Consider the following 14,921-nt stretch of genomic DNA (forward strand, 5'->3'; position numbering starts at 1 on the left):
TGAATTAAGATTTTCAAAATAAGATGTTTAAACTTCTTCGTCTTTTACAAAGCTATTAATAGATTTTGATAAGTATTTTAAAAGGTAAAATAAAGTAACTACTCCAATCAGAAGTAAAGGAATAAAGGTAAGCATTCTGTTTAGCAGTTTCTTACGTTTTGAAATAACATCTCCATAATCGATAGTTGAGAAAATCTCTTTATCCAATGTCACTAATTTTTCTTCTTCACTAATCATTTCTATTAGTTCTTCTTTTCGTTTCAACAACAGAGGGATTGTTGGGTTTTGTGATTCTATTTCAAAAACATACTTACTATCTTTTTCTACTGGATTTTGGGTCAAATTAGACAAATACTCATTAATAAACTGTAATGATCTCTTGTTCTGACCTAAATTCACATTGGCTTGTTTCAACTCTAAATCTAATAACTCTTTAAAATAATTGTTAGATTTTATATGTTTTAAAATGCTCTCAGCAACCTTTTCATTATCGCTATTTAGACCATCAAATATTATGGTTAACTTATGTTGTTTATAAAAGTTTCTATATTTTTTTTCTTCCAATAGTTTTTCATCATAAACCTCTATAAAGGACCCTTTATCTTCATATTCCTTATGTAATTCGCTTAGAACATCTTCTGCCCTGATAATAGGTTCAAAAGAAATCTCTTTTATATTTTCTACCAAATCCACTTTCAGACCTAGTTTTTTAACAAATACATCGTCTTTAAAATTATCTTCTAAATCTTCTATAAAGTTGTAAATGTATTCTGTAGAGTTATATTTAGGCTCAATTATAACTTCTTGAACATATTTGGTTCTTGCATCTTGACTTTGGTCTAAGAAAAAGCCAATACCCCCACCAATTACCAGTAAAATTAAGAATAAAATTGCCTTTTTCTTATAAAATAAAATTACAGAAATAATCAATTTTAGAAATTTTCTAAAACCATTTTTAATCATTCCAAAAATTTGAAATAAATCTATTTCATCATTGTAATTTTCATTACTCATAATACTATCTTTCTTTAAATATTTGTTCTATTATTTTCTCTGTTATCAAGTACGTTGGTTTCACCCCTGTAGTTCCCAATCCTCCAGATGCAAGAGTACTTCCTGTTTCTAATGGGTTATCAGAAGCATAATACGCATATCTTACTTTAACGTTCCAGCTTATACTTCTTCTAAGTTTTGAGGCGGATTGTATTGCTTTTTGATAATGCGCCCCTTCCATTTCTAATCCGATTACATTCCATGTAGAATCATGAAAAAACTTTAGAATATCTCTGTTTTGCAAAGATGTTCCTAAAACAGTAATCATAGCTCCATCATAGATATCGATACCATGCCCTTCTAATTCTTCCTTTTTAAGCTCGTTTTTAAACGGATAATTATCGGCTGTACCTTCAAAAACATGGGCAGAAGGTATCATAATGTCTCCTTTTCCTCCTTCAAGAATACCAGCTTTACCCATAATAGATATTGATTTGACATCAATAAGGGTTTTTTCTCCCTTGAGAGTAACATAGGGTTTTAACAATTCATCCATCGTTTCATACGCTTGTTCTCCAAAGGCATAATCCATTACGATAATTACTGGCTTATCTTTATCTTCGAGATCAGAGATTAGATTTTTATACTCCCCTTGGTTGTATTGTACTGTATCAAATATCTGAACATTTATATTTGCTCCACTCTGATCTTCGATATAGGTCATTCCTTGTTGTAATGCTACTTTTTTAACCTTGGATCTTAATCGATCATTATTGTTATCACTTAGTGATTCATAAACATCAAAAGGATCTTTATTTTTTAGTTCTGCTTTTAAAGCAACGGGTACATATAGTGCATTCATAACGCTATGCATATTGGCACTAATAATATGAATCGGGCGATCAAGTAAATCTAATCGTTCTAGTTTATTTTTAATTGTATTAGCCCAAATCTCACCATGAATATGATGCCCCAATCTTTCTCTTAATACCGGACTAAAAGTTACAATTCGCTTGTTATCTTCTACAGACTCTTCTATAGCCAGTTTACCAAGCCAATATATAATATCTAAAAATCGTTCTTTATTTTCTGGACACGAGAAGCTACTATAAACAGAAGTTACTTCTTCAAAAGTTCGCCCTAGAATATTAGCAGTATGTGTCAAAGCAATTTCTCTTTCGGCTTTGGTTAGGTCTTTTTTAGAAAGCACTGCTTTCTCCAGTTTCTGCCAATCTCTATTCACATTCCCTTGCTCATTAATCAATACCCTGTTCATAATCTTATGTGATTCTATAAACAAAAACGTAAGATGGGTTAGAACATCATAAATTTCAGAACGACCACGGGTAACTTCTATATTCATCTGTTCTTCGTCAATACGATAACAGTTTCTACGTCTCTTTGGAGGAACTATAACTTTAAAATGAGAGTTTTTATACCCTTCGTCACTAGTAAGATTAATATATCGACATTCTTCTATACCATATGGCAATCGATCTACTACATAAAGAAGCCCATTAAGTTCAACTTTTTCTTCTGCTACAGAGCCATAAATTTCTGGGCGAAGAGTTAACAACGCTTCTCTAAGGGTATCTCCAGAAACTCCCATGGGTTTATAAAAACCTCTATTGAAAAGATGACGCATAGTAATATACATACGTTCTATTGCGCTCGAACTTTCCTGAGCCCTCGTTCTTCCTTGTAATATTAGATTTGCCATAAATTTTTCCTAGCAAATATAATCTATTTGTATATCATAGTGGTGAGTGCATCTGCAATATTTCTATCATTAGATAACCTAGGAAGCTTGTTTTGCCCTCCAAGTTTACCCACAGATTTCATGTAGTCTTTAAATCCTCCTTTAGGAATGATAGTAATTTTTAAAGTCTTCAAGATCTTTCCTTTAATTAAATCATCATAGTAAGAATTTTGCTTTCGCAGGGATTTCTCAATCTCCTGTACTAATGTTTCTATCTCTTCTGGAGATTCTTTAAACTCTATAAACCACTCATGATATGGTAATTCTGAAGGTTCGGGGTTAACTTGAGGTGCTACCGTAAAATCATTGATTAAAGCTCCTGTTGCTTCTGCCCCATCTTTAAGTGCCTGATCTACTTCTTTTCCGATTACATGCTCTCCGAAAGCCGAAATAAAATGTTTTATTCTACCCGAAACAATTACCCTATAGGGGGAAACGCTAGTAAACATTACTGTATCACCAATATTATATGCCCATAATCCTGCATTAGTAGAAATAAGCATTACATAATTAACTCCCACTTCTACTTGACCAATAGTTAATCTCTTTGAGTCTTTTTCAAAAAATTCATCGGCTTTAACAAATTCATAAAACATCCCAGAATCTAGTTGTAACAGCATCCCTTTCTCATTCTGGCTATCCTGAAACGCAAAAAAACCTTCAGAAGCTGGGTACAATTCTATACTATCAACTTTTCTTCCTATTAGCTTCTCAAAAGTATTTTTATAGGGTTCAAAATTAACACCGCCATATATAAATAACTCAAATCCTTTAAAAAGTTCTCCTATTGTTTTTTGTGATCGCTGCTGCAATTTTTCAAAATACATCTGAACCCATGGTGGAATACCACTAATCACACTCATATTTTGATTTATTGTTTCCTCGACAATTGCATCAACTTTTTCTTCCCAATCTTCAATACAATTCGTTTCCCAACTAGGCATTCTATTCTTTTGAAGATACTTAGGAACATAATGTGCTACTATACCAGAAAGCCTACCTAGCATTATTCCGTTTTTCTCATTCATTTCTGGGCTTCCTTGAAGAAATATCATTTTACCATCAACAAAATTGGATTTTCCTGTTTCTTCAATATAGCACAAAATAGCATTACGAGCTGCTCTAATATGGGTAGGCATAGACTCCTTGGTTAAAGGAATATATTTTGCTCCACTCGTAGTTCCTGATGTCTTTGCAAAATATAATGGTTTTCCTGGCCAAAGGATATCTTTCTCCCCATCTACTACTCGATTTACATATGGTTTTAGCTCTTCATAATCTCTGATAGGGACCTTTTTTGTGAAATCTGAATGGGTTTTAATACTATTAAAACCATGATCAATCCCAAAGGAGGTGTTTTTTGCTGTTTCTATAAGGGTAGCAAAAACCTGTTCCTGAGTTTTTACCGGATCAGATGCCCATTTATTAATTTTTTTTCGAATACGCTTGGCAAAGACTTTAGCTCCTAGTGCTTTTAAAGACATAAATAATTATTGTTCAAAATCTATAAAGTTTGATGGATCCGTTGGGTATCCATCTCTCCATAATTCAAAATGTAAGTGAGGTCCTGTTGACAATTCTCCAGTAGAACCAGCTGTCGCAATCACTTCTCCTGCTCTAACCTGCTCACCTTGCTGTTTGGTCAGAGAGGCATTGTGTTTATAAACTGTGAGTAAGTTATTATTATGCTTGAGTATGATAACATGACCTGTTTCTGCAGTCCATTCAGAAAAAATTACGGTACCTGAAGATGCAGCTTTAACAGGAGTATCCTTAGGAACAGCTACATCAATACCATAATGTTTTTCATTTATATTGTATCTAGAGGTAATATTACCTTTTACCGGAGGAAATAATGAAAAATCAGAATTAGATTTTTCGCTTTCAAATAAACTGTATTTATCTTCTTTGGACACTTCCTCTCTAAGCTGAATATCCTGTTCTGAAGGCTTTAGATCAACTTCTTCAGGGTTTAATTTTTGAGATTGTATAGCAGAGTCAATATCAAATTCTACTGTTTTTACATCACCAGTAAGCACTTTTTTTATTGACTTATAATATTCTTTATTTACTTTAATTACAGATGCCAAAGAATCCGTTGTAGTAGCTAATCTGGTAGCTCTTAGATTTAATGAGGTAGAAGAATATCCAGGGATATATTCTCTTAATGGGGTGAATGCGATCAAAAATGTTGTACCTGCTATCAGAACTATTGAGGTAATAGTTAGCATAACAAAGACATTTAATCTGTTTAATTTAAACGATATCCTCTCTTCAAAAGTATCTTCATTAAGGATTACCAAGCGATACTTATAAAGTAGCTTTCTGGCAATCTTCTTTTGTTCTTTATTCTTTTTTGTCATTAAATAGGTATTCTATAAAAGAATGTTATCAAATCGGTATCATTAATCGCAAATATACATAATCTACCAATATCTAAACACAACGTTTATTCATGCTTAATCGTCTGTTTAGTTTGCTAAAATTGATATAAAAAGTGTTTTTTAATATCAAAAATATATATTTTGAAAGTTTGTTTTACTCTTTTGGAGGATATCTTGAGTCTTAAATGATTAAAATATAGTCTTACTATATCGTTAAAGATGGTATTAATTGTGTAGGTTTAATCATTTCTTGCTAACTTTGTATTCTAATTATTAAGATCATGATGTTATCCAGTATTTTTTTAGGAATGATAGGCCCATGGCAAATCGCCTTAATTGTGGCAATTGTATTACTTTTATTTGGAGGAAAGAAAATTCCTGAATTAATGAGAGGTCTAGGTAGCGGTATAAAAGAATTTAAGGATGCTTCAAAAGAAGAAGAAGATCCTAAGATTGATGAGAAAAAATAGTTTTCTAAAACATTTATATATAAAGCCCGACTATAACTAGTTGGGCTTTTTGTTTCTATTTTCTATTGGACTGGTATAAGGATATTAATCTACAAGTGACAACTGAATCCTTTTTCTACTCATGTCTACTTCTAATACAGTAACCATAAGATGTTGATGTAATTGTACCACAGCATTTACATCACTAATAAATTCGTTGGCTAGCTTAGAAATATGAATTAAGCCACTCTCTTTAATTCCTATATCAACAAAACACCCAAAATTTGTAATATTATTTACAATCCCAGGCAATTTCATACCTGCTTTTATATCTGCTATGGTTTTTACATTAGGATCGAACTCAAAAACCATTACCTTTTTTCTAGGGTCAACACCTGGTTTTTCGAGTTCTTTTACAATATCTGTCAATGTAGGGAGTCCTACTTCATCGGTGATGTAGTTTTGTAGTTTAATTTTTGTTATCGCCTCTCGGTTACCTATTAGTTCACTAATGGGAACACCCGCATCCTTAGCCATTTTTGAAACTAACTTATACCTTTCTGGGTGTACAGCAGAATTATCAAGTGGGTTTTTAGGGCTCGTAATTCTTAAAAAAGCTGCTGCTTGTTCGTAGGCTTTCCCCCCAAGTCTTGGTACTTTTTTGAGTTGTTCTCTAGATTCTAGCGCTCCATTTTCTGATCTGTAAGCTACAATGTTTTCTGCTAGTTTTTCTCCAATTCCTGAAACATAACTTAATAACGGAACACTAGCAGTATTTACATTGATCCCCACGCTATTCACACAACTCATCACTACGGTATCTAACTCATTTTTGAGTTTAGTTTGGTCTACATCATGCTGATATTGCCCAACTCCAATAGCTTTTGGATCGATTTTTACGAGTTCTGCCAGAGGATCTGCTAATCTTCTTCCAATAGATACTGCTCCTCGTACAGTTACATCATATGTCGGAAATTCTGCTCTTGCTATTTTGGAAGCTGAATACACAGAAGCTCCACTCTCATTTACCATGAATACTTGTATGGTTTGATCAAATGGTATTTTCTTAACAAAAGCTTCTGTTTCTCGTGCTGCAGTTCCATTTCCTATTGCAATAGCTTCAATCTTATATGCATTGACAAGAGATTTTATTTTTTTGATCGCATTGGTAGTTTCACGTTGAGGAGGATGAGGATAAATATTCTCATTGTGCAGCAAATCTCCTTGTTTATCAAGGCATACCAATTTACACCCTGATTTAAAACCAGGATCCAAAGCCAAAATATTCTTTTGTCCTAATGGAGAAGCCAGTAGTAATTGTTTTAGGTTTTGGGCAAATACATTTATAGCCTTATCATCTGCTTTTTCTTTAGATTGCTTGAGTACTTCGGTAGAAATTGCAGGTGTTAACAATCGTTTATAAGCATCTGATATCGCCAAAAACATGTGATCAGTACATGCTTCTACATTTGTTTTGATCATTACATCATCTATAATATCTAATGCATCATTTTCTGGTACTGCAATTTTTACTCTTACGATTTTTTCATTTTCTGCCCTCAAAATAGCCAATAATCTATGTGACGGACATTTGTGAAGTGGTTCTTCCCAATCAAAATATTGTTGATATTTCTGAGCCTCTTCTTCTTCTTTTTTGGTTTTAATAACTGTAGACGCGATTGTGGCTTTACGCTGGTAGAGCCTTCTTAGCCTATTTCTAATTTTTTCATCCTCATTAATCCATTCTGCAATGATGTCTCTTGCTCCCTGCAAAGCCAATTCCTCGGTGGTAACGGTATCATTTAGGTATTGAGAAGCGACAAAAAGAATCTCTTCTTCTCGTTGTTGCATAATAATATTAGCCAGAGGTTCTAATCCTTGTTCTTTGGCAACTGTAGCTTTGGTTTTTCTTTTTTTCTTATACGGTAAATACAAATCTTCAACCTGGGTAAGCGTATCTGCAGACAAAATTCTTTTTTCTAACTCTTGAGTTAGTGCTTCTTGTTCTTTGATCGAAGCCAACACGCTTTCCTTTCTCTTTTGCAATACTTCAAAAGCAGTTTTATGCTTTACTATTTCGCCAATTGCAACCTCATCAAGATCACCTGTCATCTCTTTACGATATCTCGATATAAAAGGGATAGTAGCACCTTCATCTAACAATGAAATGGTTTTAGCAATTTGTTTTTCTGAAACAGGAACTTGCTTCGCTATAAAAGAAACGATACTCATAAAAATCAATTTTTAGAATCGATAAATATAATGCCAAATAGAAGACATTATTTTATGAGAAAGAGAAAGTTTTCTACAATTTTTAAAAAAGTATAACTTTTACCTTAAAATGAATTACCACAAAAAGGCATTATTCAAACTTTATTGACTTAATAATAGCTTCTAACTCAAACATATTATCTCTTTTGTTTGTCGAAGGAGCAAATACAAAGCCTTCTAATACCATTAATCTATTATTCGTTATATCTTCTATCACGTAATTAACAAAAGGACCTGCCATAAAACGATCCTTGATCTCCCATGTTCCTTTAGTTTCAAAAGTAAATCTCCCATCCAGTTTGGTTTCATACAGATATGGAGCATAGGCTTCTTCTGTAATAAAATGACCAACTTCTGGAGTAGGAATCTTAACCGTTCCTATAGAGTCTCTCATTTTTATAATACTAGAAACAGTATTAGAATCTTTGGTTACAATTCCTAAAGGAAGTTCATAAATCATTAGGTTCATACTACCATGTGGGATATCTTTTCGTATCCAGAAAAACTTATCTTCTTCAATAGCAATTCTATAAGCCGAAGGAATATCTACTGTAACGCCAAATTGTTCTTTTATCTGCGGAATTTTTTCAAGAGATTTTCTTATTCGCCTCTGTTTTTCTTTTGTTTCTATGATTTTATACTCTGAAACGATTGTTTCATAATTTTTCCTAATCAAAGCAATAATTTCATCATCCGTAGCTCCTGTAATTACAACTCCTGTCTGCGGGGTGGCAAATTTATTGGTCAGCTTTCCATAACCACTCTTTTCTTCTTTAACTTTTTTGATCCAAAGAAATGTACGATTCTTTCTGGCCAATCCAGAAAATGCCGTGATAGGGATTTGCCTCATAGAAAACAAAGGTTCTTCCTGAGGTAGTCCAGGTACTTCGGCTCCAAAATACTTGCGAATAGTATCACCCACCTTGCTTTTCCATAATTTATTATCCACAACAACAGAAAGTTCGTTTATTTTTCCTACAGAATGAGCCATGGCTCCCTGTGTTTTTTTTGTTTTATCTTTTTTAGTTTCTGTGCAGCTAACAATACAAAACAGACAAAGAATTACAAGCGATAGTTTTTTCATAAGATGATGATAATAGCGGTTATGATTTAGAAAGTTTTAATTTCATACCTGGTTTTATACCACTACCGCGAATATCGTTCCAATTTTTAAGGTTTTCTACAGATACTCCTTTAAATTTTTGTGAAATACTCCACAATGTATCCCCAGTTTTAACAGTATATAACCCTGAACCACCACTAGAAGCAACTGTTTTTGAAACCGTTTTAGTAGTCTTCTGAGCTCTATCTACAACAGGTTTTCGAGGATAAATAGTAAGGCGTTGACCAATTTTAAGGTTATTACTTCGTAACCTATTCCATTTTTTTATTTGACTTACTCTAACACCATATTTTCTAGCAATTTTACCCAAATAATCACCACTACGAACTCTATATCTAACTCTGTCATTAGCTTCAAAGTATTTTGGCAATGGTTTTTCTCTCTTATCAAGCTCTGCTTTTGCTAATGAATATATTTTATCTTCATTGGCAACAAAAGGACCTATTTTATCCAAAGGGAGTCTTAATACATAATCTTCATCTTTAATATATGGAATGATATCCAATTTATAAGAAGGGTTTAAAAATTGTAATTCTTCTATGTCAATGTTCATATATTCTGATACCTGATCCAAAGAGATCATCTGCTTAACTCGTATGGTGTCTGTTTCAAAATAAGCAATTTCAGGTTTTTTAGGTTTAAAACCATGCTTATCGGCATATTCAAAAATATATAGGTTGGCTAAAAACGCAGGTAGATACCCGGCAGTTTCTCTTGGAAGATTATGTCTAATATTCCAATAGTTTGTATATCCTCCACTTCTACGAATAGCTTTGGTAACATTTCCAGGACCAGAATTATATGATGCCAAAGCGAGATCCCAGTCGCCAAATACTTTATATAAATTAGCCAAATATTTACATGCTGCTTTGGTAGCCATAATTGGATCCATACGCTCATCTACATATGAGCTTACTTCTAAACCAAACATTTTTCCTGTACCAAACATAAATTGCCATAATCCTGTTGCTCCAACTCTGGATTTTGCCCTAGGTTTTAGAGCAGATTCTACAATGGCTAAGTACTTTATTTCCAAAGGAATGTTTTGATTATCTAATTCTTGTTCAAAAAGCGGAAAATAAAACTCACTTAGAGACATCAAGCGTTCTAAATGTTTATGGCGATGTTTTAAATACCTTTTGATGACACTTTCTAATGCGGGATTGTATTCTACATTAAACGGAGTTCTGGCATCGAGTTCTTTCAATCTAGCTTTTAAAGTATCGGTAGGAAGATCAACATACTCTACTGGTTCGTATTCTAACTCTGTTACTGATTTATAGATTGTATCAAAAAGACTAGAATTATATAACTCTTGTTTCCAAATAGAGTCCAATTGAGACAGTTTGGGGTGATCTGTGGCTGTATATATTATACTATCTTTTACACTTGTAGATGTTAAGGTAGTTGTTTGCAGTTCACCAATCGTTTTAATGATCTTTGTAGTATCTACCACATGAATAGTTTCCTTTTTTATCTCTAGGTCTTTGTCTAGTTTAATTTCCTTAGAGTTCTCAGAATCCGATTGTTCTTTTGATGAAGATTCCTGTCCCATTACTGAAAACGAAACTAATAGAAAAAAAAGAAATGATATGCGATAGGTATTCATCTTATAAATAAGTTTATTTTAGTTCAATAAATTTTTGAAGGTTGTGTGTATTGTTTTTAACATGTTATCAACAATATATGAGCGAAAATCGTTTTTTTTTTCTAAACTACAAAAAATCAAGGCGTTAAAAACATAAAAAAACCAGTTAAAATGACTGGTTTCTCTTAATTTTTTCAAAAAATACGTATTTTCTTACAAAATATGGTTGCATTTTATGTTATGCTTCTATTGCAGCAATTCCTGGTAATGTTTTTCCTTCCAGACTTTCTAACATGGCTCCTCCTCCTGTAGAGACATAACTTACTTTATTTCCAAAACCAAACTGTTTTACGGCCGCTACAGAATCTCCTCCTCCAACAAGAGAAAAAGCTCCTTTTTCTGTAGATTCTGCTATAGAATTACCTAAGGCTATAGTTCCCTTAGCAAAGTTTTCCATTTCGAAAACTCCTAAAGGTCCATTCCATAAAATAGTTTTTGATTCTAGAATCACTTTATGAAAATTCTTCATTGTTTCTGGTCCTGCATCGAGTCCTTGCCATCCCTCTGGGATGCTATTTACAGCTACCACATTGGTATTTGCATTATTATCAAAAGCATCTGCTCCAAGTACATCTACAGGCAGATGAATCTGCACTCCTTTTTCTTTTGCTTTTTTCAAAATCTCTAATGCTAACTCTTGCTTATCGTCTTCACAAATAGAGCTTCCTATTTGCCCTCCTTGAGCCTTGATAAAAGTGTATGTCATTCCTCCTCCTATAATCAAATGATCTACTTTATCCAGAATGTTTTCAATTATAGTAATTTTTGAAGACACTTTAGATCCTCCTAGAACAGCCGTAATAGGTTTCTCTCCACTTTTTAAAACTTTATCAATGCTTTCAATTTCTTTTGCTAGTAAACTACCAAAGCATTTATTTTCAGGGAAAAACTGAGCGACTATAGTTGTAGAAGCATGAGCTCTATGAGCTGTACCAAAGGCATCATTGACATAAATATCTCCCAATTTTGATAATTGCTCTGCAAAACCAACATCTCCATTTGTTTCGTTTGGATGAAATCTCAAATTTTCTAATAATAAGACCTCTCCAGAATTCATTGCTGCAACGGCGTCTTCTGCTTCCTGACCAACACAATTTGCTACATACTTCACTTGTACACCAAGAACATCTGCAACTTTTTCTACAATGTGCCTTAACGAAAATTCATCCTGTACTCCTTTTGGTCTACCCAAATGAGACATTAATACTGCGCTTCCTCCATCTTCCAAAACTTTAATAATAGTAGGTTTAGCTGCCTGTATTCTAGTATCATCTGTTACTTCAAAATTCTCATTCAGGGGCACATTAAAGTCTACTCTAATTAATGCTTTTTTATCTTCAAAATTAAAATCGTTAACTGTCTTCATCTTTTTGAATTGGTTTTTCTGCAAACGAAAATAATTCTATTTCATTAAAAACACTTAAATCTCGTAGAAAAAATGCTTTAAATTAAAGGGAATCTTTCACTTTTATCGAATTTTTAGCAAAATCCCATATTAAATAAAAAAATCATATTACATATTCTTCTTTTTTGCTTACTATTCTCTTTTATTTTTTACAAATCTTCTATAATCGAAACCCTATTACTAAATGTTTCTTTTAGTATTATAAATTCTCAAATCATACAACCAACATCATACTTCTTTTTATATTTGCCTATGCTATTTTCACAGATTCTAGGCTTAAAACACATCAAGAGCTATTTGACTACAAGTTCAGATCGCAAAAGAATACCTCATGCTCAACTTTTTGTAGGTCCAAATGGTAGTGGAACACTCCCCATGGCAATTGCATATGCTCAATATATTTTATGTCAAAATCAAAATGCAGAAAACGAAGGGGGAAATCAGGCATGCAACATTAAATTTGATCATCTGGCACATCCAGATTTGCATTTTGTATACCCTGTAGCTACAAATGATAAGGTAAAAAAACATCCTACATCAGATCAATTTGCTGAAGAATGGAGAAGTTTTGTAAAAGAAAACCCTTACGGAAGTATCTTTGATTGGTACCTTTCTTTGGGTATTGAAAACAAACAAGGTCAAATCGGAGTAGATGAAGCATTAGAAATTGTAAAAAAGCTTTCGCTGAAAAGCTATGAAGGAGGCTATAAAGTAATGCTAATTTGGATGGCAAATAAAATGAATATTGCCGCTTCTAATAAGCTTCTCAAATTAATTGAAGAGCCTCCTGCAAAAACAATATTTATTCTGATCACCGAAGATGAGGAACAACTGATTCAAACTATTAGATCTAGATGCCAGGTATTACATTTTCCTCCATTAGGAGAAAAGGTTATAAAAGAGGCACTTCAAGAAAAAGAAAATGTTCCCGACAGTGAAGCTTTAAAGATTGCCCATCAGGCTAATGGTGACTATAGTAAAGCTTTACACCTATTGCATCACGACGGTGGTGATGATCAATTTGAAGATTGGTTTATACAATGGGTTCGTACAGCTTTTAAAGCCAAAGGAAATAAATCTGCTGTAAATGACCTAATTACCTGGAGCGAGTCTATCGCTGGAACTGGAAGGGAAACACAAAAGAAATTTCTAAAATATTGCTTGGATTTTTTCAGACAAGCAATGCTGCTTAATTATGGGGCAGAAAAACTGGTGTTTTTAGAGCCCAAAACAAATGGCTTTAAATTAGAAAAATTTGCTCCGTTTGTTCATGGAGCAAATATTATGGATATCTGTAATGAAATTCAGGATGCTACATATCATATAGAACGAAATGGAAATTCTAAAATCATTCTTACGGATCTTTCCATAAAACTAACTCGATTACTACATAAAAAAGAAAATTAATAGTACTCACTAAACCTTTTACATATGGATAATTTTATAAATAATATAGTTCCAATAACCATTTTACTGTTTCTTTTAATTACTTTCTTACAATCTGGTATTGATAAAGTAGTAGATTGGAAAGGAAATCTCGGCTGGTTAAAAGAGCATTTTGCATCAACTTTTATGGGAAATATGGTTCCCCTTCTATTGTCAATTATTTTGATTGTTGAAATCGTTACTGCGATATGTTGTGTTATGGGAATATATTATCTTATCCTAGATAACCATACCTGGTATGCTGTTTTGGCCATGTTTTTAGCATGTATAACACTATTAATGCTTCTTTTTGGGCAAAGAGTGGCAAAAGATTATCAAGGAGCATTAACGATTACCTGTTACTTTATAGTAGCGATTTTTGGTTTGTATGTAGTTTCTTTGTAAAAAAACTTTAAAATATAAAAGAGCACCCATTGGTGCTCTTTTGTTATAATATATATTCTTTTATTAATAAGTACATCCACATTTACTTTGTCTACATCCAAAATCAAAGCCTAAGGTAATCATATGAGATCCTGCTGCTGTGGTAGGTTCTAAAACCTCATTCACATTAACCTGATAACCATAAGCTACATAAAAATTAGACTTCTTGATACCAATCATAGGTGAAACAGATAAGGGCTTAAAATCCTGATCAACCAAAGAACGTAAACTAATACCTGCCCAATAATAATCACCTCGATGCATCTTACGAACCTTTAAGTTAAGATCAGTCGTAGATCGACCATCCCCAGCAAAATTCTGATACAAAACCGAAGGCTCAACCTCAATATCACTAAATCGATGATAAAAGGTATAACCTGAATAAATATAATAATTCTGAATCTGAGAAGGCTCTGTAGGATTAAAATCATCTATCTGCTTCTGTAACAAGTTTACTGCATTGGCACTCAAAAAGAAACGTCCCAATCGATATAACATAGAAATATCAAAATTAGAATCATTAACACTAATATCTGCCAAGCCTGGATTAAATGGATTGTCAGGATCACCATTGTTGAAGTCTGATGTGTCAATACCAAACTGAGTGAACTTATAACTGATACCAAAGGATAAATATTGATTGTTATATTCACTTAAAGTCAAATGATGAGCAAAGGATAACTGAATACCCTTCTGAGTCGTAAAGCCATTCTGGTCATTAAACAAAATTGCGCCAACTCCTGAACGATCTGAAATCCTACCATCCAAAGACAAAGACTGAGTCCCAGGAGAATCTTCAATACTAACCCACTGCTCAAAACCGGAAGCCCGAACCTGCCAGCAGTCACCAATACCAGCATAAGCCGATGATATCAAATAAGGATTATCTGCAATATATTGGTTTTGAACAGGGGCGAAAAACTCCTGCGAATTACCAAAATAACTCACAAATAAACTTAATACTATTACAATATATCTCTTCATATTAAAAATTACGGATCATTAAATCGTTTCTCTTTC

At 33.1% G+C, this 14,921-nt stretch carries 12 protein-coding genes; 3 read left to right on the top strand and 9 right to left on the bottom strand.

Annotated elements, in window-relative coordinates; genetic code table 11:
• Positions 1-27 precede the first annotated feature (27 nt).
• Genes C1X07_RS05860 through C1X07_RS05875 form a run of 4 tightly spaced genes read right to left on the bottom strand, consistent with a single transcriptional unit; the run spans position 28 to position 5,115 of the window.
• Positions 28-1,014 carry a hypothetical protein gene (locus C1X07_RS05860; protein WP_103069057.1) on the bottom strand — a complete coding sequence of 329 codons (987 nt, stop codon included), beginning with the start codon at positions 1,012-1,014 and terminating at the stop codon, positions 28-30.
• Positions 1,015-1,018: 4 nt separating this feature from the next.
• Positions 1,019-2,713, bottom strand: coding sequence for a DUF6909 family protein (locus C1X07_RS05865; protein ID WP_103069058.1), 1,695 nt, complete (start codon positions 2,711-2,713; stop codon positions 1,019-1,021).
• A gap of 23 nt (positions 2,714-2,736) precedes the next feature.
• Positions 2,737-4,236: a GH3 auxin-responsive promoter family protein gene (locus C1X07_RS05870; protein ID WP_103069059.1), complete on the bottom strand. Its 1,500-nt coding sequence runs from the start codon at positions 4,234-4,236 to the stop codon at positions 2,737-2,739.
• Between the two features lie 6 nt (positions 4,237-4,242).
• Complete coding sequence (locus tag C1X07_RS05875; RefSeq protein WP_103069060.1) at positions 4,243-5,115, bottom strand: M23 family metallopeptidase; 873 nt, start codon at positions 5,113-5,115, stop codon at positions 4,243-4,245.
• A 302-nt stretch (positions 5,116-5,417) separates the two neighbouring features.
• Here C1X07_RS05875 and C1X07_RS05880 point away from each other — a divergent pair, with 302 nt between their 5' ends.
• Positions 5,418-5,606, top strand: a complete 189-nt coding sequence (locus C1X07_RS05880) for a twin-arginine translocase TatA/TatE family subunit (RefSeq protein WP_103069061.1) — start codon at positions 5,418-5,420, stop codon at positions 5,604-5,606.
• Positions 5,607-5,690: 84 nt separating this feature from the next.
• Here C1X07_RS05880 and C1X07_RS05885 read toward each other — a convergent pair whose 3' ends face one another.
• The 4 genes from C1X07_RS05885 to C1X07_RS05900 all read right to left on the bottom strand — a co-directional run bounded on the left by C1X07_RS05885 (position 5,691) and on the right by C1X07_RS05900 (position 11,993).
• Positions 5,691-7,817 carry a Tex family protein gene (locus C1X07_RS05885; RefSeq protein WP_103069062.1) on the bottom strand — a complete coding sequence of 709 codons (2,127 nt, stop codon included), beginning with the start codon at positions 7,815-7,817 and terminating at the stop codon, positions 5,691-5,693.
• A 130-nt stretch (positions 7,818-7,947) separates the two neighbouring features.
• Positions 7,948-8,940 (bottom strand): DUF4837 family protein, encoded by a 993-nt coding sequence (locus C1X07_RS05890; protein ID WP_103069063.1) that lies wholly within the window; start codon positions 8,938-8,940, stop codon positions 7,948-7,950.
• Between the two features lie 19 nt (positions 8,941-8,959).
• Positions 8,960-10,588 carry a LysM peptidoglycan-binding domain-containing protein gene (locus C1X07_RS05895; RefSeq protein ID WP_241507201.1) on the bottom strand — a complete coding sequence of 543 codons (1,629 nt, stop codon included), beginning with the start codon at positions 10,586-10,588 and terminating at the stop codon, positions 8,960-8,962.
• Between the two features lie 217 nt (positions 10,589-10,805).
• Positions 10,806-11,993 carry a phosphoglycerate kinase gene (locus C1X07_RS05900; protein WP_103069065.1) on the bottom strand — a complete coding sequence of 396 codons (1,188 nt, stop codon included), beginning with the start codon at positions 11,991-11,993 and terminating at the stop codon, positions 10,806-10,808.
• Between the two features lie 291 nt (positions 11,994-12,284).
• On the opposite strand from C1X07_RS05900, the gene C1X07_RS05905 reads away from it, so the two are divergent.
• Together C1X07_RS05905 and C1X07_RS05910 are read left to right on the top strand one after the other, a co-directional pair.
• Entirely contained in the window at positions 12,285-13,439 is a 1,155-nt protein-coding gene (locus tag C1X07_RS05905) for a DNA polymerase III subunit (protein WP_103069066.1), read from the top strand.
• A gap of 24 nt (positions 13,440-13,463) precedes the next feature.
• On the top strand, positions 13,464-13,862 hold the full coding sequence (locus C1X07_RS05910; RefSeq protein WP_103069067.1) for a DoxX family protein: 399 nt from the start codon (positions 13,464-13,466) through the stop codon (positions 13,860-13,862).
• A 63-nt stretch (positions 13,863-13,925) separates the two neighbouring features.
• Here C1X07_RS05910 and C1X07_RS05915 read toward each other — a convergent pair whose 3' ends face one another.
• Positions 13,926-14,885 (bottom strand): PorP/SprF family type IX secretion system membrane protein, encoded by a 960-nt coding sequence (locus tag C1X07_RS05915; RefSeq protein ID WP_103069068.1) that lies wholly within the window; start codon positions 14,883-14,885, stop codon positions 13,926-13,928.
• Between the last annotated feature and the right edge of the window lie 36 nt (positions 14,886-14,921).

It is taken from the genome of Aquimarina sediminis (genome assembly GCF_002895435.1).
Taxonomy (GTDB): Bacteria; Bacteroidota; Bacteroidia; order Flavobacteriales; family Flavobacteriaceae; genus Aquimarina; species Aquimarina sediminis.